The organism is Gordonia sp. QH-12, from assembly GCF_001578675.1.
GTDB lineage: Bacteria > Actinomycetota > Actinomycetes > Mycobacteriales > Mycobacteriaceae > Gordonia > Gordonia sihwensis.
Window position 1 is genome coordinate 33,780 of the sequence record NZ_KQ969303.1, and the last position, 24,287, is coordinate 58,066.

Annotated in this window: 25 protein-coding genes and 1 tRNA gene; 11 read left to right on the forward strand and 15 right to left on the reverse strand. The window is 68.9% G+C overall.

Annotation, left to right across the window (positions count from 1 at the left end):
- Positions 1-28 precede the first annotated feature (28 nt).
- The 3 genes from Y710_RS16425 (at position 29) to Y710_RS16420 (ending at position 1,879) form a co-directional block, all read left to right on the forward strand.
- A tRNA-Leu gene (locus tag Y710_RS16425) sits at positions 29-116 on the forward strand.
- A 163-nt stretch (positions 117-279) separates the two neighbouring features.
- Positions 280-981, forward strand: a complete 702-nt coding sequence (locus Y710_RS18810) for a hypothetical protein (RefSeq protein ID WP_006898237.1) — start codon at positions 280-282, stop codon at positions 979-981.
- A 235-nt stretch (positions 982-1,216) separates the two neighbouring features.
- Complete coding sequence (locus Y710_RS16420) at positions 1,217-1,879, forward strand: phosphatase PAP2 family protein (RefSeq protein WP_006898236.1); 663 nt, start codon at positions 1,217-1,219, stop codon at positions 1,877-1,879.
- A gap of 19 nt (positions 1,880-1,898) precedes the next feature.
- Here Y710_RS16420 and Y710_RS16415 read toward each other — a convergent pair whose 3' ends face one another.
- Together Y710_RS16415 and Y710_RS16410 are read right to left on the reverse strand one after the other, a co-directional pair.
- Positions 1,899-3,656 (reverse strand): ABC transporter ATP-binding protein, encoded by a 1,758-nt coding sequence (locus Y710_RS16415; protein ID WP_062367958.1) that lies wholly within the window; start codon positions 3,654-3,656, stop codon positions 1,899-1,901.
- Positions 3,653-6,238 (reverse strand): ABC transporter ATP-binding protein/permease, encoded by a 2,586-nt coding sequence (locus Y710_RS16410; protein ID WP_331709909.1) that lies wholly within the window; start codon positions 6,236-6,238, stop codon positions 3,653-3,655. The genes Y710_RS16415 and Y710_RS16410 overlap by 4 nt, the downstream gene beginning before the upstream one ends.
- Positions 6,239-6,362: 124 nt before the next feature.
- Between Y710_RS16410 and Y710_RS16405 the strand changes: the two genes are divergently transcribed.
- Positions 6,363-6,755 carry a glucitol operon activator gene (locus tag Y710_RS16405; protein WP_039868177.1) on the forward strand — a complete coding sequence of 131 codons (393 nt, stop codon included), beginning with the start codon at positions 6,363-6,365 and terminating at the stop codon, positions 6,753-6,755.
- A 43-nt stretch (positions 6,756-6,798) separates the two neighbouring features.
- Entirely contained in the window at positions 6,799-7,170 is a 372-nt protein-coding gene (locus Y710_RS16400; protein ID WP_039868175.1) for a DUF3817 domain-containing protein, read from the forward strand.
- Here Y710_RS16400 and Y710_RS16395 read toward each other — a convergent pair.
- From Y710_RS16395 to clpS, 9 genes are all read right to left on the reverse strand, one after another.
- Entirely contained in the window at positions 7,164-7,460 is a 297-nt protein-coding gene (locus Y710_RS16395) for a DUF2470 domain-containing protein (protein ID WP_062367956.1), read from the reverse strand. The two genes, Y710_RS16400 and Y710_RS16395, sit on opposite strands and share 7 nt — an antisense overlap.
- Positions 7,457-8,089, reverse strand: coding sequence for an RdgB/HAM1 family non-canonical purine NTP pyrophosphatase (gene rdgB / locus Y710_RS16390; RefSeq protein WP_062367955.1), 633 nt, complete (start codon positions 8,087-8,089; stop codon positions 7,457-7,459). Before rdgB ends, Y710_RS16395 begins: the two co-directional genes overlap by 4 nt.
- Positions 8,086-8,844: a ribonuclease PH gene (gene rph / locus Y710_RS16385; protein WP_006898227.1), complete on the reverse strand. Its 759-nt coding sequence runs from the start codon at positions 8,842-8,844 to the stop codon at positions 8,086-8,088. The genes rdgB and rph overlap by 4 nt, the downstream gene beginning before the upstream one ends.
- 182 nt (positions 8,845-9,026) lie before the next feature.
- Positions 9,027-9,803, reverse strand: a complete 777-nt coding sequence (locus tag Y710_RS16380) for a cyclic nucleotide-degrading phosphodiesterase (RefSeq protein ID WP_006898226.1) — start codon at positions 9,801-9,803, stop codon at positions 9,027-9,029.
- A 105-nt stretch (positions 9,804-9,908) separates the two neighbouring features.
- The gene (gene murI, locus Y710_RS16375) at positions 9,909-10,712 is read right to left on the reverse strand and encodes a glutamate racemase (RefSeq protein ID WP_062367962.1); all 804 of its coding nucleotides are present in this window, start codon (positions 10,710-10,712) and stop codon (positions 9,909-9,911) included.
- On the reverse strand, positions 10,709-11,302 hold the full coding sequence (locus Y710_RS16370) for a rhomboid family intramembrane serine protease (protein ID WP_006898224.1): 594 nt from the start codon (positions 11,300-11,302) through the stop codon (positions 10,709-10,711). The genes murI and Y710_RS16370 overlap by 4 nt, the downstream gene beginning before the upstream one ends.
- 56 nt (positions 11,303-11,358) lie before the next feature.
- Positions 11,359-12,462, reverse strand: a complete 1,104-nt coding sequence (locus Y710_RS16365) for a P1 family peptidase (protein WP_062367954.1) — start codon at positions 12,460-12,462, stop codon at positions 11,359-11,361.
- Positions 12,456-13,088, reverse strand: a complete 633-nt coding sequence (locus Y710_RS16360; RefSeq protein WP_006898222.1) for an oxidative stress transcriptional regulator AosR — start codon at positions 13,086-13,088, stop codon at positions 12,456-12,458. Before Y710_RS16360 ends, Y710_RS16365 begins: the two co-directional genes overlap by 7 nt.
- Positions 13,088-13,390 carry an ATP-dependent Clp protease adapter ClpS gene (gene clpS / locus Y710_RS16355; RefSeq protein ID WP_081598161.1) on the reverse strand — a complete coding sequence of 101 codons (303 nt, stop codon included), beginning with the start codon at positions 13,388-13,390 and terminating at the stop codon, positions 13,088-13,090. Before clpS ends, Y710_RS16360 begins: the two co-directional genes overlap by 1 nt.
- Between clpS and Y710_RS16350 the strand changes: the two genes are divergently transcribed.
- Genes Y710_RS16350 through glgB form a run of 4 tightly spaced genes read left to right on the forward strand, consistent with a single transcriptional unit; the run spans position 13,389 to position 19,186 of the window.
- Positions 13,389-14,732: a nicotinate phosphoribosyltransferase gene (locus Y710_RS16350; RefSeq protein WP_197462951.1), complete on the forward strand. Its 1,344-nt coding sequence runs from the start codon at positions 13,389-13,391 to the stop codon at positions 14,730-14,732. The two genes, clpS and Y710_RS16350, sit on opposite strands and share 2 nt — an antisense overlap.
- The gene (locus Y710_RS16345) at positions 14,729-15,343 is read left to right on the forward strand and encodes an isochorismatase family protein (protein WP_045536748.1); all 615 of its coding nucleotides are present in this window, start codon (positions 14,729-14,731) and stop codon (positions 15,341-15,343) included. Before Y710_RS16350 ends, Y710_RS16345 begins: the two co-directional genes overlap by 4 nt.
- The gene (locus Y710_RS16340) at positions 15,340-17,340 is read left to right on the forward strand and encodes an ATP-dependent DNA helicase (RefSeq protein ID WP_062367952.1); all 2,001 of its coding nucleotides are present in this window, start codon (positions 15,340-15,342) and stop codon (positions 17,338-17,340) included. Before Y710_RS16345 ends, Y710_RS16340 begins: the two co-directional genes overlap by 4 nt.
- A 10-nt stretch (positions 17,341-17,350) precedes the next feature.
- A complete protein-coding gene (glgB, locus tag Y710_RS16335) occupies positions 17,351-19,186 on the forward strand; it encodes a 1,4-alpha-glucan branching protein GlgB (RefSeq protein WP_062367961.1) in 1,836 nt (611 codons plus the stop codon).
- 48 nt (positions 19,187-19,234) lie between these two features.
- On the opposite strand, the gene Y710_RS16330 is transcribed toward glgB, so the two are convergent.
- The 3 genes from Y710_RS16330 to Y710_RS16320 are packed head-to-tail and all read right to left on the reverse strand — an operon-like array spanning position 19,235 to position 21,725.
- Positions 19,235-20,116, reverse strand: a complete 882-nt coding sequence (locus Y710_RS16330) for a tetratricopeptide repeat protein (RefSeq protein ID WP_062367951.1) — start codon at positions 20,114-20,116, stop codon at positions 19,235-19,237.
- A gap of 44 nt (positions 20,117-20,160) precedes the next feature.
- Positions 20,161-20,526, reverse strand: a complete 366-nt coding sequence (locus Y710_RS16325) for a DUF3817 domain-containing protein (RefSeq protein ID WP_006898215.1) — start codon at positions 20,524-20,526, stop codon at positions 20,161-20,163.
- A gap of 5 nt (positions 20,527-20,531) precedes the next feature.
- Positions 20,532-21,725: an acetyl-CoA C-acetyltransferase gene (locus tag Y710_RS16320; protein ID WP_006898214.1), complete on the reverse strand. Its 1,194-nt coding sequence runs from the start codon at positions 21,723-21,725 to the stop codon at positions 20,532-20,534.
- 118 nt (positions 21,726-21,843) lie between these two features.
- Here Y710_RS16320 and mce point away from each other — a divergent pair, with 118 nt between their 5' ends.
- Entirely contained in the window at positions 21,844-22,329 is a 486-nt protein-coding gene (gene mce, locus Y710_RS16315) for a methylmalonyl-CoA epimerase (RefSeq protein WP_062367950.1), read from the forward strand.
- Positions 22,330-22,457: 128 nt separating this feature from the next.
- A complete protein-coding gene (locus Y710_RS16310; protein ID WP_062367949.1) occupies positions 22,458-23,417 on the forward strand; it encodes a coiled-coil domain-containing protein in 960 nt (319 codons plus the stop codon).
- 3 nt (positions 23,418-23,420) lie between these two features.
- Here the strand turns inward: Y710_RS16310 and nucS are convergent, their stop codons facing one another.
- Complete coding sequence (gene nucS, locus Y710_RS16305; RefSeq protein WP_039868169.1) at positions 23,421-24,107, reverse strand: endonuclease NucS; 687 nt, start codon at positions 24,105-24,107, stop codon at positions 23,421-23,423.
- Between the last annotated feature and the right edge of the window lie 180 nt (positions 24,108-24,287).

The window sequence follows — 24,287 nt, forward strand, 5'->3', positions numbered from 1 at the left end:
CGAGCGTACCGGTACAGTTGCACTGCACGCGCGAGTGGCGGAATTGGCAGACGCGCTGGATTTAGGTTCCAGTACCCACTAGTGGTGTGAGGGTTCAAGTCCCTTCTCGCGCACCAGCAGTCGCCCCTGTACCCGGCAGGCCGACCTCAAAGGTGTGCGCGAGCTCGGGCACCACACTCGGGGTCGCGCGCTTGAAGTCGCTGCGTTCAAATAGTGCCAACTTCAGACAAATCGGTCGATTCTCCCGGTAGTGACTCCATTGACCGCAATGATCGACCGGTGAGCGACAACCTCGAATGTGCGGACCAGAGCGTCACCGACGAATGTGTCGGAACGGTGCGGATGCTCAACGGCACCCCACGATGCACTCGGCATTCGCTACGCAAGGTCATGGACACAGAGCCCGGATCTATACCACCCAAGGGCCGACGCAATGTAGCACTGTGGGTCCTCAGCGGTATAGCGCTGGCGGTGGTCGTCGCACTGACCATAGGGGTCACGCTGCTGTTGGTCCGGTATCAATATCTGCCCGCGGTCGCTTCGCCGCCGACGTCATCGACGTCACTGCGACCAGTACAGCTTCCACTGCCACCTATGCCGTCGACCACGACGATACCGGCAACAACTTCGCTCACTGCCACAGCGCGACAGACGCCGCCACCTCGCGGACTCACCGTCAAGTACGTCGTCCGGCACCTCGCTTTCGATTTCGGATACGCACCGATCATTCCTGAGACCGGACAATTTGATAAACAGCGCACACTGTCGCCCGACTCACCTCCCGAGGGCGGATTTAACGACTATTGGTCACAAACACTGCACTTCGCCACCACACCCGAATACGTCGGCTTCTCCGTGACCTCTTACGACTACATGCCGATCCGATGCGAAGTATGGATCAATGGGGAACTGAGAGTCGCTCACGAGCAGGAGGACAAGAACACGCCCTTGGTCTGCCGCGCCACCAGACGCACCAGCTAGAACCGGAAATCGAATCCCAGCGCGAGCCCGATCGTGTTGTCACCGGGTCTCGCGTCCTGACGGGTTGCTCACGCGCACCTATGGGTCGCGCCTGAGATCAGTAGCCACAAGGCGTACCGAGGGCAAATCGCCCTCGGCGCGCCTTGCCACGTCTGATGTCAGCGGCGTCCCGGTCTACGACACTCCCGGGGTACGGGACGAGCGTTCTGCCAACCGCACGAGGCACCATCGAAGGATGACGCATCGCACTTCACCGATCGCCGCCCTCGCGGCCGCGATCCTCGCGTCGCTCGGCATCGCCGCGACGTACGAGCTCCTCGTCGTCTCGTACGCGGGCCAGATGGTCGATCAGGACGTGATGGAACTGATGGGCGCGCGCACCGGGAACGACGCTCCGACGGGCGGTCTGCTCGCCGAGATACAAGTCCCCGTGCTCGCCGGCTGCGGCCTGCTGATCGGCGCGATCTGTCTCGCGCGACGATCCTGGCGGCTCGCCCTGCACGCGAGCCTGCTGATCGGCGCCGTCGTGGTGCTCGCGGTCGTCCTGAAATCCGAGCTGCAACGACCGCCGCTGGACGTCGGCAACGCGCTCAACTCGTTCCCGTCCAACACGGTCGCCGCGTTCGCCGCGGCGGGGATCGCCCTGTGCGCGGTCACGCCCCGCCGTGCGCGGCCGCTCGCGGCGATCGCCGCGACGGCAGGTCTCGGAGTGGTCTCGTTCACCGTCGTCAGCCAGCAATGGCACCGACCGTCGGACGTCATCGGCGGAGCGCTCCTCGCGGTCGCCGTCGCGGCGGTCGTCGATCTGCTGATCCCGGCGTGGAACGCGCGGCCGGCACGCGCTCACACCGAGCACGACGTGCGGGACTGGCAACGGTCGCGAGCGGCTGTGCGGTGAGACCACCCCGGGCGCACCCCTAGACCTGCCAGCCCTCCGCTTCTCGCCACCGCTGCCACAGGTCGGCGAACACCCCGCCGCGCGCGAGCAGGTCGTCCACCGCACCCGAGTCCACCACCCGGCCGTGGTCCAGGACGATCACCGAGTCGGCGAGCGCCACCAGCGCGGGTCGGTGCGTCACCACCACAACCGTCCGCGTCCCGCGGATCCGCCGCAGCGAATCGACCACGGCGCGTTCGGTGATCACGTCGAGTGACGACGTCGCTTCGTCGACCAGCAGCAGTCCGGCGGGCTTCGCCAGCGCGCGGGCGAGCCCGACCCGCTGGCGTTCGCCCCCCGACAAGGTATTGCTGCCGTCGCCGATCCGCGAGTCCCAGCCCTCGGGGAGCGAGTCCAGCACGGCGTCGAGTCGAGCGAGATCAGCGATCTCGACGAGATCGGGCTCGGCGCTGGTGACCACGTTCTCGCGCACCGTCCCCGGCCGCAGCGAGGTGGTCTGGAAGACCATCGACGCGTTCTGCAGCCGACCCGCGGCAGTCGTCTCGTCGCCGCCGAAGTCGACTCGTCCGGTGCTGGGTTCGCGGAGCCCGGAGATGACGTCGAGCAACGTCGACTTGCCCGAGCCTGACGCTCCGACCAGCACCGTGATCTCCCCGGCAGGGATGGTCAGCTCCACCCCGTCGAGGGCCCGCGTCCCGTCCGGGTAGGTGTAGCCGACCTCGCTCAGACGGACCGGCACGGGAGCACCGTAGGCTTCGCGGAGCGCGTCGTTCGACGTCGATCGCCGCACTGTGTTCTGTTCGGCAGCCAGATCCTCGACGACCAGGTCGCGCAGCTGTGCCAGCAATCGCTCCACTCCGGCGATCGGGGTGGCCAGCAGCGAGAGCGAACCGGTGGTCTCCACCACCCGCAGCAGGACGACGACCATCGCCGCCGCGGTGACTCCGGAGAGGGTGCCGTCGAGGTAGAGCGCTCCGGTCGTGACGCCGAAGGCCAGCAGAACGACCTGACCGGCGACGGTGAAGAGCAGGTCGCCGGGGATCTGCCAGGCGAGCAGCCGGAAACCGCGCCGCCGCGAATCCGCGAGCACCTCGTCGACGGTGCCGGTGCCGACCCCCGCGGCGCGCAGCGTGGGCTGTGCCCAGCCGAATTCGAGCATGCGGTCGTCCAGCGCGCGGCCTGCCTCGGCGAACCGATCCTCCGACTTCGCGACGGCCCGGCGTCCGCCGTAGAAGGCGCCGAGCAGGGCGATACCGCCGACGAGAGCGACCACCGCGAGCTGCCACGACACGAACAGCAGGCCGACGGCCAGCATCGGCACCAGCAGGGCCGCATGGATCAGCGGCGAGAAGAGCAGGACGATCGCCGAGACCGACTCCGGGCCGGACTTGGTGACCAGGTCGCGCAGCCGGGACGCACGATCGCCGTGGAGTTCGGCCGGATCGAGCCGGCCGATGGCCGACACACCGGCGCTTTCGGCCGCGTCGATCAAGCCGAATCCGACGCGGAGTCCGGCGCGGGTCGCGAGGATGTCCGCGGTCCAGCCGACCGCGAGCACCGCGACCATCGCCGCCACCCAGACCCACGCGTCTGACGGGGTGTCGCCGAACAACGCGCGCAACAGCGGGATCGACAGCAGCACGGCCGCCGCCTGCAGCGCCGTGGACAGCGTCGTGAGCGCGTAGAAGGCGAGGCGGTGCGGCCGCCCTGCGGCGCCGGTGATGACGCGGACGTCGGCGAAGACGGTCGGCAGGATTCGGGTCGAGTCTGAACTCATCGGAGGGCCTCCTGCGCCTGCGCGGTCATCGCCGCGTATCGTCCACCGGCCGCGATCAGTTCCGGTCCGGTCCCCTGCTCCACGATCTGTCCGCCGTCGAAGACGACGATCCGATCGGCGTCGGCGACGGTGTGCAGTCGGTGCGCCACGATGAGCACCGTGCGCCCCGCCAACAGCCTCGACAGGCCTTGCCGCACCTCCCACTCCGAGTCGGGGTCGGCGGCGGCGGTCGCCTCGTCGAGGACCACGAACCGCGGGTCTCCGAGCAGCGCCCGGGCGATCGCGATCCGCTGCCGCTGGCCTCCGGAGAGGCTGTCGCGATCGACCACCGTGTCGTATCCGTCGGGCAATGATTCGATGAGGTCGGCGATGTGAGCCGCCCGGGCCGCCTCCGCGATCGCCGCACGATCCGCGTCGGGCATGCCGAGCGCGATGTTGTCGGCGATGGTGCCGCGGATGAGTTGGACGTCCTGCAACACCACGGCGATCCGCTGCCGAAGCTGCACCTCGGGAATGTCGCGCAGGTCGACGCCGTCGAGCAGTACCGCGCCGGCATCCGGGTCCCACAGGCGAGCGACCAGAGCCGCCACGGTGGACTTGCCCGCACCCGACGGTCCGACGAGGGCCGTCGTCCCGCCCGCGGGCAGGTCCAGGTGCAGGTCCCGCACCACTGGCCGACCGGGCGTGTACCCGAAGGTGACGCCGCGCAGTTCGACTCGCGCCGGGCCGCTCGGCTCCGGCCCGGTGCTGCCGTTCTCCGCCTGTTCGAGCTCACCGCTCGACAGCAACAGATCGAGCGAGGTCTTGCCGTTCATCCCCTCGCGCAGTCCGCCGACGGCGTACGACGCGGCGAGCAGCCGGTCGCCGAACGAGGTGCCGAGGATCAGGAAGGGCAGGATCGCGGCCGCGTCCATCTGGTCGGCGGTGATCAGTGCCGTGCCCGCCAGCGCGACCACCACCATCGACGTCGTCGGCCGGTTGAGCTGCAGAATCACCGACTTCGCATCGATCGTGGCGCGCTGCCAGTCCTTCAGGAACTCGGTGAGACGCCGCAGTCGGGCGGGCAGGTCGGTGATCGCGCCGTCGCCGAACACGCGGCTGACCTGCTGCGTGCCGATGTAGCGTTCGGCGTCGCCCGGCAGGGTCGCGTCCCATCGCATCTTCTGTTCCAGGCGGGCTCTGTCGGCAGTCGCCAGGCGTGCCATTGCGACGATGTACCCAAGTACCGGCACCAGCAGCACCAAAGCGAGTACCCAGTTCACCGAGAAGAGGTACCCGAGGATCGCCAGCGGCGTGACGATCGCCGTCACGAGATCGGGCACCGCGTGGGTCACCAGGTAGTGCAGCGACGAGATGTCGTCGGCGACCAGCTTCTTGACCTCCGCGCTGCGGCGACCGAGGAACCATCCGAGCGGCAGTCGGGTGAGTTTGTGGAGCACTCGCCGCCGCAGCGCCGCGGCATACACCTGGTCGTAGAAGTGCAGCACGGTGATCAGCACCGCGCTGCCGGCGGCGCCCGCCACCAGAACGATCAGTGCCGTGACCGCGACGTCGATCAGCTCGTGGCGGTCGGCCCCCTCCACCAGCAAGCGCGCCAGCTCCGCGAAGAGCACCAGTGGCACCACCGCGAGCACCGCGAGCACGAGCGCGAACAGACCGGCGACGATCAGCGCGGGAAGGGCGGGTTTGAGGACGGGCTCGGCGGGCGCTGCGGCCTTCGGGGCGCGGGACGGGGTCAGAGCGGCCTCCGCGACATCGTCCGTCGCCGTCTCGGAGGCGGTCGACACGGCGGTGTCCTCAGTCGCCGTGTCGACCTGTTTTCCCATCGCACGTCCGGCCATCCAGTAGGCCTGGGTGTGCATGGTGGCCTTGTTCTGCTCGTGGTTCAGGGCGAGCGCGCCCTTGGCCAGTCGCGTCGCCTTGCTCTCGGCCGTGACCCACGTGTGCCATCCGCGATAGTCGTCCTCGCCGATCGCCTCGGTCAGCGCCCGGCGGTCCGGACTGGTGGGCACCCAGTCGACGGTGAGGTTCGAATGCTCCGGCAGCGGCAGATCGCGGTCGTCGTCGTTCTCGTGCTCGATGACCGCCCGGATCGGGATGTCATCGCCGATCTCCTCGATCAGCCGCACGATGGCCGGCCATGCCGCCACGTCTCCCATCAGCAGGTATCCGCGCGGACGCTCGCGGTCCGCAGCGATGTCGTAGCCGTCGCCGCCGAGCCGTGTCATCAGCAGTTCATCGCCCACGACGGCATTGCGCGCCCAGGTGGACGCGGGTCCGGCCGGATCGTGGACGAGGAAGCAGATCGCGAACGTCCCCGCCGCCGGGTCCGGATCCAGCAGCGTGTATCCGCGTTGATGGAACTTGGCCGCGTTGTTCACATCCGGGAACCAAGCACGGATCCAGGCGGCCGGCTTCTCGCCGCCCGCGTGCAGGATCTCGCCGCACTGGAACTCGATGCGAACGACGTGTTCGGTCATCCACCGCACACCGGTGACCGTCGCCGGATGATTCTTCGCTCCGAGAGCGCGAAGCACCGCTCCCTGGAAGCCCTTGCCCATGTCCACCCCATCGTCAACCACTCGAACCTAAGATTAGGCTTGGCTAATTAGTAGCAGACTGGTGGCAGAACGCACAGTGAGGGCGGCCGCACCGGGCCCGATGCACGGCAGCCGACCAGGTACCTTCGATAGTGTGAAGTCCTCTCTGCCGTCGCCCGCCAAACGACGTCACCGCCCCGCACTGATCGCGCTGGTGGCGGTCGCGGCATGCGCTTGCCTGGCGCTCGCCTGGTGGCAGTGGGGCCGCTACGAATCGTCGACGGGCACCGGCCAGAACCTGGGATACGCCCTGCAGTGGCCGGCCTTCGCGGTGGCCGTCGTGTACGCCTATCGCCGCTTCGTCGTGATGGAAGCCGATCCGGACGCTGAACACCGCGACCGCGCCGAGCCGACCGAGATACCCGAGGGGGTCCTTCCCGAGCGGCCCACGCGACACGACCCGTCGGTCGCGGCCATCCTCGACGCCGCCCCGGACGACGACCTGGCCGAGTACAACAGATACCTCGCCGAACTCGACAGACACCCGACGCACGACTGACGCATCAGCTGAAATCTCCGCGCGACCGATGAAGGACCACGACGTGACCGAATCCGCCAAGACCGCCGACGACGCCCCGGACGGGACTGTGACTGCGACCATCCCCCAGATCCGCAGCGCGCTGCTGCGCTACCGCGTTCTGGCCTGGGTCACCGGCGTGTGGCTGCTCGCCCTGTGCGCCGAGATGATCGCAAAGTTCGGCTTCGGAGTCGAGGGCTTCGGCTGGGTCGGCGTCGCTCACGGCTGGATCTACTTCATCTACCTGATCTGCACCGTCGACCTGTCGATCAAGGTCCGGTGGCCGCTGCCGAAGCTGGTGGCGACCGCGATCGCGGGCACCATCCCGTTCCTGTCCTTCTGGTTCGAGCACATTCGCACTCGCGATGTGAAGGAGCAGTTCAAGCTCGATCAGTGATCGTCTAGCTCGATCCCCAGGCGCTCGGCACCGGCCTTGTAGAGGGCGACCACCTCGCGACGGATGGACGCTCGGTCGGTGAGCTCGTTCGGCCACGGCACGCGGACGGGACGGTCCGCTCCGTCGACGGTCGCCGTCCACTTCCCCGCAACCGAGTCGAAGCCCGTCATCACCGCGGCGGTGGCGTCGGGTTCGGCGAACGCTCGCACAATGACGAGATTGTCGGTCGCATGGTCGTCGTTCATATGCCGGAGCACAGCGGTCACGACCGCGTCCTCGAATACGGTCATCGGTCTCCTCCGCCCGCGCCGGCGAGGGCCCGGAGTGCCGGGACCAACTGCGCCAGCGCCTTGCCACGGTGGCTCAGCGCGTCCTTCTCCGCGGGCGGCAGCTCCGCGGAGGTGCGCCCGGCGGCCACCTCGTCATCGGGAATGAACAACGGGTCGTAACCGAAGCCGTTCGCGCCGCGCTCGTCACGCAGGATGGTGCCGCGCCACTCTCCGCGGACCACGGTCTCGGCGCCCGTCGGCAGCACCAGCGCACACACCGAGACGAACGCCGCACCGCGTCGTTCGTCCGGTACGTCGGCGAGCTGGGCCAGCAGCAGGCGATTGTTGGCGGCGTCGCCGGCGCCACCGCTCCACCGTGCCGACAGGACTCCCGGCATGCCGTTGAGTGCGTCGACGGCCAGGCCGGAATCGTCGGCCAGCGATGGCAGTCCGGTTGCGGCGACGGCCGCGCGAGCCTTGAGCAGCGCATTGTCCTCGAACGTCGCACCGTCTTCCACCGGTTCCGGATAGCGCGTGACATCACCCAGCCCGAGCACCTCGAGCCCGGTGATGCCCGCCGCTTCGACGACGCGTCGCAGCTCGGCCAGCTTCTTGGCGTTGTTCGACGCCAGCAGGACCGTCCCGGTCACTGCCCGCTGCCCGGGAGCGATCCGGGGTACGGCTGCGACAGCACTTCGCGCTGCGCGGCGACGATGTTCTCAATGCCGGCGCAGGCCACGTCGAGCATCTTGTCGAGCGTTCCGCGCGCGAAGGTTGCGCCCTCGCCTGTCCCCTGCACTTCCACGAGGGTGCCCGCGTCGGTGGCGACCACATTCATGTCGACCTCGGCACGCGAGTCCTCGTCGTACGGCAGGTCGAGGCGGACGCGGCCGTCCACCACACCGACGCTCACCGCCGCGATGATGCACGACAGCGGCTGCGGGTCGGCCAGCTTGCCCGCCGCGCCGAGGTAGGTGACGGCGTCCGCGAGCGCGACGTAGGCGCCGGTGATGGCCGCCGTCCGCGTTCCGCCGTCGGCCTGCAGGACGTCGCAGTCGATGGCGATCGTGTTCTCACCCAGCGCCGCCAGATCGATGCACGCGCGGAGCGAACGTCCGATCAAGCGGCTGATCTCGTGCGTGCGTCCGCCGATCTTGCCGCGCACCGACTCACGCTTCGAGCGCTCGTGGGTCGCGGCGGGAAGCATCGAGTATTCGGCGGTGAGCCAGCCGAGCCCCGATCCGCGCCGCCACGACGGCACGCCCTCGGTGACGCTGGCGGTGCACATGACGCGGGTGTTGCCGAATTCGACCAGCACCGAACCGGCCGGATGAGAGGTGAAACCGCGGGTGAACTTGATGGGCCGGAGTTCGTCGTCTGCCCGGCCGTCTGCTCGTGAAGTCACGCCCCGACCTTACTGGACAGGCCGACATATCCGCCGACGAGGCGGTGCCGGGCAGCGCGCAGCACATCCGCGCAACTCCGCGACGAACGCGCGGGCTGGGAGCGCGCGTCCGTCGTCGAACTGCGCGGATACAAGAACGGGCAGACCGGAAGCGACCGTCGCGGCTCAACCAGCGAGGCGACCTAGGCGACCGGCTTACGGACCTCGATGACCTGACCCTGGTGGACGAGTTGCAGCGGTCCCGCATACTCGCCCGACGCCTCGTCGAGGATGGCGGCGGAGTCGGCCCACGGGACCACGTGAGTCAGGGCGAGCGAGCGGACCGATGCGCGGGCGGCCACCTGTCCGGCTTCGACCCCGGAGAGATGCAGCCCCTCGGGCCGGACGCCGGGCTCGTGCGTCCACGACGCCTCGCACAGGAACAGGTCGGCGTCGCGCGCGAGATCGACCACCTCCTCGCACACGCCGGTGTCGCCGCTGTAGGCGAGCACCTCGCCGTCGGGGCCGACGATCCGCAACCCGAAGGTGCTCGGCGGATGGTTCACCTTGTACGGCTCGATGTGGAGGCCGTGGATCTCGACGGCTTCGCGGTCGACCCACTCGCGCACGTCGTAGGTGTCCGACAGGTCGTCCACCTCGCCCGGGTACTCCGACGCCCCGGCACCGACGCGCAGCGCCGTGCCCTCCGGCCCGTACAGGAGGGAACGTTCGGTGGCCGGAGTCGGCGCCCACCGACGCCACACCAGCATTGCGGGCAGATCCATGCAGTGGTCTGCATGCAGATGACTGAGCAGGACGGCGACCTGGTTCGGATCCGCGTGTTGCTGCAGTTCACCGAAGACACCGTGTCCGCAATCGATCAAGACCGGCGGGTGTCCGTCGGCCTGAACCAGGTATCCGGAGCACGGTGCACCAGGGCCGTTCACACTCCCTGAACACCCGAGCACCGTCAAACGCATGGGACACACTCTGCCATGCCGCTCCGGAAATCCGGCATCAATCCGCCCTCCTGTGACCGGTGAGTTGGCACTGCATCGACCGTGCCGAACGCCACACGGGAGTGGTCAGAAATGCTCTACGTGGCCCACCGAAGGTCCCAAGAACCGGGTCGAGAGCTTGCGGAACGAGTCCGGATCGCCGGTCGCGGAGAAATGACGCCGGGCCACGCGATTCGAGTGCGGATGCAGGGCGTCGCGCTCGGTCAGGACGCGGACAGTGTCCTTCGCCGTCTCCTCGGCGCTCGACACGAGCGTCACCTGATCGCCCATCACCAACTGCACCACACCCGACAGCAGCGGATAGTGGGTGCACCCCAGGACCAGAGTGTCGACGCCGGCCTCCTGCAGCGGCTCGAGGTAGCCCTCGGCAAGACCCAGGATCTGGCGTCCGCTGGTGATCCCCCGCTCCACGAAGTCGACGAACCTCGGGCAGGCGACGGCCGTGATCTCCACATCGCGTGCCGCGGCGAACGAGTCCTGATACGCGCGCGACGCGATGGTCGCCTCCGTGCCGATGACGCCGATCCGACCGGTCTTGGTCGCGACCACCGCGCGACGCACGGCGGGCAGGATCACCTCGATGACGGGAAGCGGGGCATAGCGTTCACGCGCATCGCGCAGACAGGCCGCCGACGCGGTGTTGCAGGCGATGACGATCGCCTTGACCCCACGGTGCACCAATTCGTCACCGATGGCCAGCGCATGCCTGCGGATCTCCGGAATGGTCAACGGCCCGTACGGCCCGTTCGCGGTGTCGCCGATGTAGATGACATCCTCATCGGGCAGCTGATCGATGATCGCGCGCGCGACGGTGAGCCCGCCGACGCCCGAGTCGAAGATGCCGATGGGACCGGTTTGCAGCTCGGTTATCGGGGGCCTCCCTTGAGTTCTGGTCGTCGGGGCTCGGAGCTGCCCGGATCGCGTCGGTCGCTGAGCATCCACGCCGCCAGCACGCCGCCGACGGCGCCGAACAGGTGTCCCTGCCACGACACTCCACCTCCGTGCGGCAGCACGCCCCACAGGATCCCACCGTAGACCGCCAACAGGACCACCCCGCCGAGCACCTGCCAAACGTCGCGGTTGAAGAGACCGCGGACCAGCAGATACGCCAGCCACCCGAAGACGATCCCCGATGCGCCGATCGTCACCGAGCCGGTCGGGGCGGTGAGCCACACTCCCAGACCGCTGATGACCCATACGATCGCCGTCACCCACAGGAAGCGTCCCGACATCAGCAGCAGGAAGCCGAGCACCACGCCCGGGATCAGGTTGCCGATCAGGTGAGCGAAGTCCGAGTGCAGCAGCGGCGCCCAGATGATCCCGTCGAGTCCGGACAGCCGTCGCGGCACGATGCCGTACTCGTCGAGGTCCCCACCGGTCGCCATGTCGATCGCCTCGACCACCAGCAGCACGACGGCGATGACGCCCATCGTGATGCCCGACCGCTCCCACTTGGGCATCGGCGACCGACGCGGCTTCGGGAGACGAGGGTCGGACGGCGACGCGATCCCGCCGCTCATGCGTCGCCGAAGGCGGAGAACAGCACGTCGCGGTATGCCGGAATCCCGGCGACGCCGGTCGCGGCGACCACCGCCGAGACGATCGCCCGCTGCACCACCGTCGCCGATGCGTCGGCCAGTGCCGCGACGATCGCGGTGTCCGGGTCCATCCCCGGCGGAACGTCGACCGCGGTGTCCGGATCGGCGGCCTTCTCGCCGGTGGCGACGGCGAACAGGGTGTCGCCGTCGAGCGGTGAATGCGCGGGACGGACCGCCCGCGCGAGGCCGTCGTGACCGGACATCGCCAGACGCCGGGTGCTCGCCACCGACAGCGTGGCATCCGTCGCGACCACCCCGATCGTCGTGTTCAGTACAGCGCCCTTTGCGGTGAGCTCGGCGAGCCTCTTGATCTCGAGTTGCTTCGGCGCGCGCAGACGGTGCAGTTCGAGGTCGTCGGCACCCCACGGCAGCCCTGTCGACGGATCGACGACACCGCCGACCGGATTGGCCACGACGAGAGCGCCGATCGTCAATCCGCGAGCCGGACCGTCGGAGAACGTGATCGACGCGGTGCCCACGCCGCCCTTGAGTGCGCCGGCGCGCGCCCCGGTCCCGGCCCCGACCGATCCGATCGCGAAATCGGTCCTGGCGTCGGCGAGCGCCCGCGCACCGAACTCGGCGGTCGGACGGTTCTCCCACCGGCCGACCGGGAGGTCGAAGATGACCGCGGCCGGCACGATGGGCACCACGTGCCCCTGACCGTCCATCGGCAGTCCGACGCCGGCCTCCTCGAGTCCCCGCATCACCCCGTCGGCCGCGGCAAGACCATAGGCACTGCCACCGGAGAGCACGATCGCGTCGGCCCCGCGGACCGTGTTGACCGGATCGAGCAGGTCGGTCTCGCGCGTCCCAGGACCGCCGCCGCGCACGTCCACCGCCGTCGCGCACCCGCGCGGCAGGGTGATGACCGTGGTCCCGGTCGCCCACCCGCTGCCGGGTTCAGCGACACTTGCGAGCACCACCTCGTCGTCGAGTCGGTGGTGATGGCCCACCGCGATTCCGGCGACATCCGTGATCCGGTTGCCCGGGCGCGACACAGACGACTTCGGCTCGGTCACCATCCGTCGTGCCCCCACTCCCCTTGCGACGGGTCCTCCGGCTGCGTCCACTCCGCCGACATCAGTGCTTCGACCAGCAGCCCCTGCACCACCGACAGCCAGTCGTAGACGTCCTGGTGTGCGGCGTGCGGATGGTCGGGCGGCAGCTTCGAGGGCTCATCGGTGATCCCGAGCATCGCGCCCAGTGCCAGTCGGATGTCGGTGAGCGCCGTCAGCCAGCGGTCGGCCTGGGACTCGGTCAGCGAGACGTCCCCGCCGCCGCTCGGCAGTGTTTCGAGAACTGTGCGTGCCGCGGCGAGTTTCGCGTCGATGATCTGCGGTTCGTTGACGCTGCGCAGTCCCCCGTTGAGGTCCGCGGCGATCGGTCCGGCCGCGAGTTCCGGCTCCTGGTCGGGTCGATGGAAATCGGGCAGCAGCCGTCCCAGCGTGACATCGTCCGGTGCGCGGGTGTGCCCCGTCTGGATCCCCGTCAGCTCCGACAGTTCGTCGCGCGGAGCCGACTCGGCGCGTTCGTTGAGCAGATCGGTGATGGACTCGACCATCGACGCCAGCAGTTGGCATTCGTAGTTCTCGAGGTTGGAGCAGATGCGGACGTCCTCGCCCGCACCGGTTCTGCGCCAGGTCCGCATCAGGAGTCGTGCTGCATGGTCGCCCACAGGCCGGCCGCATGCAGTTTGCGGACGTCGGCCTCCACCTTCACGCGGTCGCCGCTGGAGACCACGGCCTTCCCCTCGGTGTGCACCTGCATCATCAGCGCCTTGGCCTTCTCCTCCGAATAACCGAAGATCCGCTGAAAGACATAAGCGACGTAGTTCATGAGATTGACCGGGTCGTCCCACACCAGCGTCACCCAGGGGCGGTCGTGAGTCACCTCTGGTTCTGCCACCGCGGTACCGGTGCTCGTACCTGGTGTCGCCTCATCGCGCGCCATGAGTAATAGGGTAGCGAAGGTGACCAGTACCGCGCTGCTGACCGATCAATACGAGCTGACCATGCTGTCGGCCGCCCTGAGGGCCGGGACGGCGCAGCGCAGCTGCGTGTTCGAGGTCTTCGCCCGCCGCCTCCCCGACGGCCGACGCTACGGAGTCGTCGCGGGCACCGGACGTCTGCTCGACGCCCTCGAACGCTTCCGATTCGGTCCGGAGGAGATCGACTCGCTCCGGACCGTGGTCGACCAGGACACCCTGGCATGGCTGTCCGACTACCGCTTCCGCGGAGAGATCGACGGTTACCGCGAGGGCGAGCTCTACTTCCCCGGCTCGCCCATCCTGACCGTGCGCGGCGGCTTCGCCGAAGCTGTGGTGCTGGAGACGCTGATCCTCTCGATCCTCAATCACGACAGCGCGATCGCCTCCGCGGCGGCGCGTATGGTGAGCGCTGCCGCCGGCCGCCCGATCATCGAGATGGGCGGACGCCGCACGCACGAGCACGCGGCGGTCGCCTCAGCGCGCGCCGCATATCTCGCGGGAGTCGACGCGACCAGCAATCTCGAGGCCGCTCGCACCTACCGCGTGCCGAGTGCGGGAACCGCGGCGCACGCGTTCACGCTCTCGTTCGCGCATCCCGACGGCAGCGACGAGCGGGCCGCCTTCGCCGCGCAGGTCGAGGCGCTCGGCGTCGGGACCACCCTGCTCGTGGACACCTACGACATCACCACCGGTGTCAAGAACGCGATCGAGGTCGCAGGCACCTCGCTCGGAGCGGTCCGGATCGACTCGGGGGATCTGGGCGTCCTCGCCCGCCAGGTACGCAGGCAGCTCGACGAGCTCGGCGCCACCGGCACCAAGATCGTCGTCTCCGGCGATCTCGACGAGTACGCCATCGCCTCGCTGCGCGCCGAACCCGTCGACATCTACGGCGTCGGAACCTCGCTGGTGACCGGCAGCGGTTCACCGACTGCGGGCATGGTCTACAAACTGGTCGAGGTGGACGGCGTCCCGGTCGCGAAGCGGTCGAGCCACAAGGAGAGCCACGGCGGACGCAAGCGCGCCGTTCGCGCGGCCCGCGCGTCCGGAACCATCGTCGAAGAGATCCTGTTGCGTGCCGACGCGCCCGCGGATCAGGCGATCCCGGGCACCGGAGGCCTGGACGTGGCCGAACTCCAGATTCCACTGGTCCGCGGCGGCGACCGAGTTTCCGGGCTGCCTACACTGGAGCAGTCCCGCGGGCATCTCGCGCACGGGCTCGTCACCCTCCCGTGGGAGGGTCTCGGGCTCAGCCACGGCGACCCCGCAGTCCCCACCCGCTACCTGACCGAACCGGAGAGTCGATGACCGAGGAGACCCCACCGCGGAATCGCGCGCTGATCGTCGTCGACGTTCAGAACGACTTCTGCGAGGGCGGTTCCCTCGCGGTGGCCGGCGGCGGTGCGGTCGCCGCCGCGATCAACGCGATCACCGGCTCGTATCCGGTGGTGGCGGCCACCCGCGACTACCACGTCGACCCCGGGGGGCACTTCTCCGAGACCCCCGACTTCGTCGACTCGTGGCCACCGCACTGCGTGGTGGGCACGCCCGGCGCCGAGTTCCATCCGGCCTTCCGCACCGGCCCCGTGCAGGCGGTCTTCTCCAAGGGCGAGTTCGACGCCGCGTACTCGGGCTTCGAGGGCCGCGACGAACACGGAAACGGCCTGGCCGACTGGCTCACCGCGCGCGACGTCTCCGAGGTGGACGTCGTCGGCATCGCCACCGACCATTGTGTTCGCGCGACCGCGGTCGACGCCGCCGCGGCCGGCTTCGCCACACGTGTGCTGCTGGACTTCACCGCGGCCGTCGCCGAGACCACCACCGCGACCGCGTTCGACGTCATGCGCGACGCGGGAGTCGAGTTGGTGGGCACCCTCGTGCACACCGGTACCCGTCACGAAGACGACGCGGCCGAGTGAGCGTCCCCGATGTCGCCGACCTCCTGGCCACCGCCGTCGAGTCCCTCGGCGGAGCCCGGCGCGACGGTCAGCTGGCGATGGCCGAGGCCGTCGGCGAGGCGATCGAGAACGACCATCACCTCGCGGTCCAAGCCGGCACCGGCACCGGAAAGTCGCTGGCCTACCTGGTCCCCGCGCTCCGGCACGCCGTCGACACCGACGAGACCGTCGTCGTCTCGACGGCCACCATCGCCCTCCAGCGCCAGCTGACCGAACGTGACCTACCGCGTCTCGCGGGCGCGCTCACGAAGCCGCTGGGCCGCGAACCGTCGTTCGCGATCCTGAAGGGTCGCGCCAACTACCTGTGCCTCAACAAGATCCACTCGGGAGTGGCCGACGAGGATCCGAACGCCGAGCTGTTCGACGCCTTCGACCTGTCCCGCATGGGCCGCGAGGTGACGCGGTTGCGCGAGTGGACCTCCGACACCGAGACCGGAGACCGCGACGATCTCTCCCCCGGCGTCAGCGACCAGTCGTGGCGCCAGGTGAGCGTCTCCTCGCGCGAATGTCTCGGGGCGTCGAACTGCCCCTACAGCGATGACTGCTTCGCCGAACTGGCACGGAAGAAGGCCGGCGCCTCCGACGTCGTGGTCACCAACCACGCGATGCTCGCCATCGACGCGATGAGTCCGGCGACCATCCTTCCCGAGCACCGCGTGGTGGTCATCGACGAGGCCCACGAACTGGTGGACCGGATCACCTCCGTCACCACCGAGGAGATCTCGGCCGCGAGCGTCTCGCAGGTCGCCCGCCGGCTCGGCAAGTTGATCGACGACGAGAGCGCCGACGCGCTGGTCGGCGCGGGCGAACAGCTGGAGTTGCTGCTGGAGGACTCACCCCAGGGCGAGTGGACCCGACTCCCGAACGGCGCACCCGAGGTCCTCGCATCGCTGCGCGACCGCCTCTGGAACGCGCGGAACGCGGTCGGTCCGGCGCCGTCGGCAGGCACCGATCCGGAGGCCGCGGCCGCGAGGCAGATGGCGCTGTCAGCCACCGACTCGCTGCACGATTCGGTGGTGCGAGTGCTGACGGTCTTCGCCGAGACCGACATCACCAAGAGGCACGACGTCGTCTGGCTGTCGGCCGACCGGATCCGCGGAACCGTCCGCCCGACGCTGCGGATAGCGCCGTTGTCTGTGGCCGGGCTGCTGCGTACCTCGCTGTTCACCGACTCGACTGTGATCCTCACGTCCGCGACCCTGACCATCGGCGGCAACTTCGACGCCCTCGCACGCACCTGGGGGCTGCCCGCCCACGGTGGCAAGGACGTGGAGGCCGCGGGATGGCGCGGCATGGACGCCGGCAGCCCCTTCGACTACCAGCGCGCCGCGATTCTCTACGTCGGCAAGCACCTGCGGGCGCCCGGCCGTGACGGCATCGCGGAGTCGACGCTGGACGAGATGGTCGATCTGATGAACGCTGCGGGCGGTCGTACCCTCGGCCTGTTCTCGTCGATGCGGGCCGCCAAGGAGGCCGCGGAGAAGCTCCGCGACCGAGTCGGGTTCCCGATCCTGTGCCAGGGCGACGATGCGACGTCGGCACTGATCGAGAGATTCGCCGCCGACGAGGCCACCTGTCTGTTCGGCACTCTGTCGCTGTGGCAGGGCGTCGACGTCCCGGGTCCCTCGTTGCGGTTGGTGATGATCGATCGGATCCCCTTCCCCAGGCCCGACGACCCGCTCCTGTCGGCGCGCCAGCGCGATGTGGACGCGCGCGGCGGCAACGGCTTCCTGACCGTCTCGGCGAACCACGCGGCACTGCTCCTCGCCCAGGGCGCGGGCCGGCTCCTCCGCGCCACCGACGACCGCGGCGTGGTCGCCGTGCTCGACTCACGTCTGGCGACGGCGCGGTATGCGGGCTACCTCCTGGCCGGGCTTCCGCCGTTCTGGCGGACCACCGACCGCGATGCCGTCCGAGCCGCGCTCACCCGCTTGACGACGGGTGCCGCGAAGAAGTGACGAGGCGATCGTGACGGACCCGCTGTGGCAGCGGCTCGGCGCCCGGCCCCGCGTCGCGGACACCGAATTCGCCGTGTGGGCGCCCAATGCGCGATCGGTCACCGTCTTCGGCGACTTCGACCGATGGGCGGGCACCGACCACCCGATGGAGCGCGGACCGCACGGCGTCTGGACCGCCACGGTCGACGGCGCGCGGCCGGGAATGGCGTACAAGTACCGCGTGGTCGGAGCCGACGGACTGACACGCGACAAGGCCGATCCCCTCGCCCGTGCGGCTCAGCGACCGCCCGAGACGGCGTCGGTGATCGCCGGTCCGTCGTCGTTCGTCTGGAACGACGAGAAGTGGATGGCCGCGCGCGCCGACCGGCGCCCCGAGCGCGAGCCGGTGTCGATCTACGAGGTCCACCTGGGGTCGTGGCGCTCGGGCCTGAGTTATCGCGAGGCCGCCGTCCAGCTGGCTGAGTACGCCGCCGACCACGGCTTCACGCACGTACAGCTGATGCCGATCACCGAGCATCCCTACGGGGGATCGTGGGGCTATCAGGTCGGCTCGTACTTCGCCTGCTCCAGCCGGTGGGGCACCGCCGACGACTTCCGCTTCTTCGTCGACCACCTGCACTCGAAAGGGATCGCGGTACTCCTCGATTGGGTCCCGGCGCACTTCCCCAAGGACGCCTTCGCGCTCGGCGAGTTCGACGGCACTCCCCTCTACGAGCACGCCGATCCGCTGCGGCGGGACCAGCCGGACTGGGGCACGTACGCGTTCAACCTCGGTCGGCCCGAGGTCCGCGACTTCCTGATCGCGAGCGCCGTCTACTGGTGTTCGGAGTTCCATCTCGACGGGCTGCGCGTCGACGCGGTCGCGTCCATGCTGTACCTCGACTATTCGCGCGGCCCGGGCCAATGGCGGCCGAATGCGCGCGGGACACACGAGAACGACGAGGCCGTCGACTTCCTGAGGCGCCTCAACGACGCCGTCCACGAGGCGTGTCCGGGTGCCGTGATGATCGCCGAGGAGTCGACGGCGTGGCCGGGGGTGACCGTCTCCACCGACCGCGGCGGGCTGGGCTTCGACTTCAAGTGGAATCTCGGCTGGATGAACGATCTGCTGTCGTTCCTCTCGCTCCCGCCGCGGCGGCGTGCGGAGCTGCACGAACGTGTCGCGTTCGGCCTCACGCACGCCACCGCCGAGCGCTACGTCCTGCCGATCAGTCATGACGAGGTGGTCCACGGCAAGGGCACCCTCGTCACGAGAATGCCAGTCTCAGCCGACGCTGCGGCGGGGGTGCGGCTCGCCCTGGCCTTCCAATGGGCCCATCCCGGCAAGAAGCTGCTGTTCATGGGGCAGGAGTTCGGGCAGACCCGAGAGTGGGCCGACGATCGCGGGCTCGACTGGAACCTGCTCGATCCGGACGAGTCGAACGCCTCGGTCCACCGCGGCATCGCGCTCGCGGCCCGCGACCTGGCCCACCTGCACGCCGAACTGCCGGCGCTGCACCGAATGGACTGCGACGCCCGCGGCTTCGCCTGGCTCGACGCCCGCGACACCGCCAACACCGTCATCGGCTTCCTGCGGCTGGCCGACGACGGGGCGGCCACCGGGGGCCGCATCGTCGCCTGCGTCTTCAACTTCTCCGACCGCGATCTCTACGGCTACCGGCTGGGCTTCCCGCTCGGCGGGCCGTGGCGCGAGATCCTCAACACCGCTGCGCGGGAGTACGGCGGTCACGGGGTGGGCAACCTGGGCCGGATCGTCGCGGTCGACGAGCCGAGCCACGGCCGTCCCTACAGCGCGACCATCACCCTCCCCGCCTCCGCCGCGGTCTTCTTCACACCGGGGCGCTGACCCTGCCGGTGGCCGGCGGACGGTCGGAGGCGTCAGTACAGCGCTGTGTCAGTACAGCGCTGTCGCCAGCTTCCGGCGCGCTGCCGTGACGAAGGGCTCGGCGGGGTCGAAGAGCTCGAACAGCTCGAGGAGCCGGGCGCGCGCCCGGGTGCGGTCGTCGTCGCGCGTCACCTTCACCAGCTCGATGATCCGATCGAACGCGGCCTCCGGCCGCTGACCGAGCAGCAGCACGTCGGCTGCGGCGAGCTGAGCGTCCACGTCTCCGGGCGCGGCGGTGTTGACGATCTCGGGGTCGTGGGCCTGCGCGCGGGTGACGAACTCGAGGTTGCGGACCACGGACTTCGCCTCGACGTTGTCCGGCTCGAGTTCGGCGATCGCGCGATAGGCGGCCAGCGCCCCGTCGAGGTCGCCGGAGTTCATCAACTCCTCGGCGGCCGCCATGCGCGGATCCTGCTCGGGCTCGTCGTCGGATGCCGTCGCCGGGGTCTCCGGAAGCAGATGTCCGGCCTTCGCGAAGATCTCGTCGATCCATCCGCGGATCTGCTCCTCTGGCTGCGGCCCCTCGAACATCGCGACCGGCCGACCGCCGATCAGTGCGATCACCGTCGGCACCGACTGAGCACCGAAGGCCTGTGCGATCCGCGGGCTCGTGTCGACATCGACCCGCGCGAGTGCCCACCGGCCGCCGGCTGCCTCGGCCAGGCGCGCCAGCACCGGGGACAGCTGCGTGCTCGGTTCCGACCACGAGGCCCACAGGTCCACCACCACCAGCTGCCGGGTGGAGCGTTCGACGATCTCCGTCTCGAAGTCGAGTTCGGTCACATCGAGGACGACGGCGCCGGGGCGAGAGTCAGAAGCGGGCCGGGACGCAGCTGCCCGCTGCGCCTCGGCCCGCTCCTTGAGAACTGACAGATCTACGGCACCCGCCATCGCGATGGCGGCGTTCGCCGGTTCATTGCGTCGAGAAGGTCTGGTCACACCTTCAGTGTGTCACGATCGGCGGACTCACTGAACGTCGAGTCGGACAGTTCGCCCAGATGACCGTTCTTACTGGCCCACTGCTCGAACCACACCGTGAAGAACGGCGGGATCGAGGCGACGAGTGCCAGCGCCAGAACCTTGAGGTTCCACTTCAACGACCGCGCGGTGAGCACGGTGATGATCAGGTAGACGACGAACGCCACACCATGGAGCGCGCCGGGGACCATCGTCGCCGCATCGATTCCGGCTCCGTACTTGACCCCCATGCTGATCAAGAGCAGGCCCCAGGTGATCGCCTCGATGACGGCGATCAGCCGGAAACGCTTGGCCGGGGTCGAGACGTCGAACACGTTGCCCATCCCACTCACGCCTTCGGGACTCGGACGATGAGCGCATCGCCCTGGCCGCCGGCGCCGCACAGCGCCGCCACGCCGACCCCGCCGCCGCGACGGGCGAGCTCGAGAGCCAGGTGAAGCGTGATACGTGCGCCCGAGGTACCGATCGGGTGACCGAGCGCGATTCCGCCGCCGTTGACGTTGACCTTCTCCGGGTCGACGCCCAGCGCGCGGGTCGACGCCAGGCCGACGGCCGCGAAGGCCTCGTTGATCTCGATCAGGTCGAGATCGGCGGGGGTGATGCCCTCGCGCTCGCAGGCCTTGACGATCGCGTTGGCGGGCTGCTGCTGCAGCGACGAGTCCGGGCCGGCGACCACACCGTGGGCGCCGATCTCGGCGATCCATTCGAGTCCGAGCTCCTCGGCCTTCGCCTTGCTCATCACGACCACGGCCGCGGCTCCGTCGGAGATCTGCGAGGAGTTGCCCGCCGTGATCGTGCCACCCTTGCGGAACGCCGGACGCAGACCCGCGAGGGTCTCCACGGTGGTGTCGGCGCGCACACCCTCGTCCTCGTTGAACAGGATAGGGTCACCCTTGCGCTGCGGGATCTCGACCGGAACGATCTCGTCGGCGAAGACGCCCTTGGCGATCGCCTCAGCGGCCAGCCGATGGCTGCGCGCGGCGAAGGCGTCCTGCTCCTCACGGCTGAAGCCGTCGGTGTCGTTGCCCTGCTCGGTCAGCGCACCCATCGGCTGATCGGTGAAGACGTCGTGCAGTCCGTCGAACGCCATGTGGTCGACCAGTTCGGTGTTGCCGTACTTGAATCCCGAGCGGCTGCCGGGCAGCACATGCGGGGCCTGGGTCATCGACTCCTGGCCGCCGGCGACCACGCAGTCGAACTCGCCCGCGCGGATCAGCTGATCGGCGAGCGCGATGGCGTCGATTCCCGACAGGCACATCTTGTTGATCGAGAGCGCCGGGACGTCCCAGCCGATGCCCGCCTTGACTGCGGTCTGCCGGGCCGGCATCTGGCCGGCTCCGGCGGTGAGGACCTGTCCCATGATCACGTACTGGACATGCGACGGGTCCACGTTGCCGCGCTCGAGCGCGCCCTTGACCGCGACCGCGCCGAGATCGACGGCGGAGAAGTTCTTCAGCGATCCCTGCAGGCGTCCCTGAGCGGTGCGCGCGCCGGAAACGATCACTGTGGTGTTGTCGGACATGTATCAGCTCCTTGGCGGTGGGGGCAGCGGTCGTCACGGCGGCACACGCCGTCGCTGCGGTACTGCTCGGGGCAGCCGCGATGGCGACCCCGTCTGCAAACAACGCTACCGTTATGGCATGACCAACTCCCCATCGAACGACGTGACAAACACCACCAACGGAGGCCCTCTGACCTCGATCGGCGATCTCGTGACAGCGATCGACCATGTCGGCCTCGCGGTCCCGGATCTCGACGCCGCAGCCGCCTGGTGGCTCGACAACTTCGGCTTCGCGAACCAGCACGAGGAGGTGAACGAAGAGCAGGGCGTCCGCGAAGCGATGATCGGCCCCGAGAACGGCGACACCTTGATCCAGCTCCTCATGCCGCTCAACGAGGAGTCGACCATCGCCAAGTTCATCGACCGCAACGGACCGGGAATGCAGCAGTTGGCCGTCCGCGTCACCGACCTGGACGAGGTCGCCAAGCGTCTGACCTCGGCGGGAGTGCGACTGCTCTACCCGCAGCCCAAGCGCGGAACCGCCGACTCGCGCATCAACTTCGTCCATCCGAAGGACGCGGGCGGAGTTCTCCTCGAGCTGGTGGAACCGGCCGTCGGTCACTGATCACGACCGCATTCTCGTCGCCGAGCGGGCGGTCGGCCCCGTGCCGACCGCCCGCGCTGTGCAAGCTCGCTCGCAACACCCCGCATTCGATACTGAATTCGGACGCCGATCGGACCTAGACTGGCATCATGTCAGCCCCTGGACATCGTCAGAGCCCCTTCCCCATCGTGATGCGCGGATACGACCGCGACCAGGTCACCGATCACCTTCGGCGGCTCGAAGCCGAATTGCGCATGATGGCCGCCGATCGTGACTCCGCTCATGCCAGCGCGGACGAACTCCAGGCGCATCTCGACGACGCCCGTCACCGCATCCGCGAGCTCCAGGACGAGGTGAACACTCTCTCCGTCCCGCCGACGACGGTCGCGGGGATGACCGAGCGCGTCTCCCGCATGCTGCAGTTGGCCACCGACGAGGCCAGCGAAGTCCGTGCCAACGCCAAGGACGAGGCCGACGAGACGCTGTCCGTCGCCCGCCAGGAGGCCGAGGACATCCGTGCGTCCGCGGCAGCGGCCGCCACCCGGACCAAGGAACTCGCGCAGGAGCACGCCGACGCGAAGATCACCGAAGCCGAGGAGCGAGCCGCCGAGATCGACGAGGCCGCGCGGGAACGCGAAGCACAGTCCAAGCGGGATCTCGAGGCCGCACGGGAACGGGCCCGGGAGATCATCGCCGCCGCCGAGGAGGACGCCGCACGCCTGCGCGGGGCCGCGCACAACGTCGCGATGAACCGCCTCGCACGCTCTCGTGAGCTGGCGGAATCGGCCCACGATGCACACAAGCAGATCCTCGACCACCTCGACGCTCTCCGCGAGCACATCACCAACCTCCCCGGCGCCCTCGAACTGTCGGACGAGGAGCGGGATCTGGTCTCTCTCACCGAGACCGACGACCTCGAACTCCTCAACCGCACGCTGCTCGGGAGGGATCGATTCACCCCGCAGGACGACGCCTCCACCACGCCGGCCGAGAAGACCGATGTGCTCGACGCCGTCGACGCGGAATACGACGACGATCACGGTGACGAGCGCTACGGCGGTCCGGCGCGTAAGGAGGACTCACCGAAGGGCGATCAGGTCACGGCCTGACCGTCAGAACAGCTTGAACTCGTTGTCCTCGGTGCCGCGCAGCTTGTCGTAGTCGAGCGTCACGCACCGGATCCCCCGATCGTTGGCCAGAGTCTTGGCCTGAGGCTTGATCGCCTGTGCCGCGAACACTCCGCTGACCGGTGCGATCGTCGCATCGCGGTTGAGCAGATCCAGATACCGCGTCAGCTGCTCCACACCGTCGATCTCGCCGCGTCGCTTGATCTCCACAGCGACGGTGTGGCCATCCGCGTCTCGGCAGAGGATGTCCACCGGCCCGATCGCGGTCATGTACTCGCGACGGATGAGCGTGTAGCCGGCACCGAGCGTCTCGATGTGCTCGGCCAGCAGTTCCTGGAGGTGTGCCTCCACACCGTCCTTCACCAGTCCCGGGTCGAGCCCGAGTTCGTGGCTGCTGTCGTGATGGAATGCCGCGATGCTGATCCGCAGCTGCTCCCCCGCCTTGTTCTCGACCACCCAGACCGAGTCGATACCGTCGGATCCGTCTGCCGCCGGCTCCTCGACGAGCCAGCACGGCGGGCTCATCCAGTTCAACGGCTTGTAGGCTCGGTCGTCGGCGTGAATGCTGACCGACCCGTCGGACTTGATCAAGATCAGCCGCTTCGACATCGGCAGATGGGCGGTGAGCCGACCAACATAGTCGACCTGGCAATCGGCAATCACAAGACGCACCTCAGCGAGTGTAGTGGAGACCCCCGACGCACCCGAACAGCCTTGCCGAGCCGTATCGAGTCACGAGCCGTTTCGACACCCTCCGCTCGCTCAACCTGCCCCTCGTCCCGAGGTTCGTCGAGTAGGCGTATCGAGACCAATGTGCACCCCCGTGCGGTGGTTTCGACTCGCTCCGCTCGC

Coding starts and splice junctions, on each gene's coding strand:
- Y710_RS16420 (WP_006898236.1), top strand. CDS start 1,217: ATGACGCATCGCACTTCACCGATCGCCGCCCTCGCGGCCGCGATCCTC.
- Y710_RS16415 (WP_062367958.1), bottom strand. CDS start 3,656: ATGAGTTCAGACTCGACCCGAATCCTGCCGACCGTCTTCGCCGACGTC.
- Y710_RS16395 (WP_062367956.1), bottom strand. CDS start 7,460: ATGACCGTATTCGAGGACGCGGTCGTGACCGCTGTGCTCCGGCATATG.
- Y710_RS16380 (WP_006898226.1), bottom strand. CDS start 9,803: ATGCGTTTGACGGTGCTCGGGTGTTCAGGGAGTGTGAACGGCCCTGGT.
- Y710_RS16370 (WP_006898224.1), bottom strand. CDS start 11,302: ATGCCCAAGTGGGAGCGGTCGGGCATCACGATGGGCGTCATCGCCGTC.
- Y710_RS16365 (WP_062367954.1), bottom strand. CDS start 12,462: ATGGTGACCGAGCCGAAGTCGTCTGTGTCGCGCCCGGGCAACCGGATC.
- Y710_RS16360 (WP_006898222.1), bottom strand. CDS start 13,088: ATGCGGACCTGGCGCAGAACCGGTGCGGGCGAGGACGTCCGCATCTGC.
- Y710_RS16350 (WP_197462951.1), top strand. CDS start 13,389: ATGAGTAATAGGGTAGCGAAGGTGACCAGTACCGCGCTGCTGACCGAT.
- clpS (WP_081598161.1), bottom strand. CDS start 13,390: ATGGCGCGCGATGAGGCGACACCAGGTACGAGCACCGGTACCGCGGTG.
- Y710_RS16345 (WP_045536748.1), top strand. CDS start 14,729: ATGACCGAGGAGACCCCACCGCGGAATCGCGCGCTGATCGTCGTCGAC.
- Y710_RS16330 (WP_062367951.1), bottom strand. CDS start 20,116: ATGGCGGGTGCCGTAGATCTGTCAGTTCTCAAGGAGCGGGCCGAGGCG.
- Y710_RS16325 (WP_006898215.1), bottom strand. CDS start 20,526: ATGGGCAACGTGTTCGACGTCTCGACCCCGGCCAAGCGTTTCCGGCTG.
- Y710_RS16320 (WP_006898214.1), bottom strand. CDS start 21,725: ATGTCCGACAACACCACAGTGATCGTTTCCGGCGCGCGCACCGCTCAG.
- mce (WP_062367950.1), top strand. CDS start 21,844: ATGACCAACTCCCCATCGAACGACGTGACAAACACCACCAACGGAGGC.
- Y710_RS16310 (WP_062367949.1), top strand. CDS start 22,458: ATGTCAGCCCCTGGACATCGTCAGAGCCCCTTCCCCATCGTGATGCGC.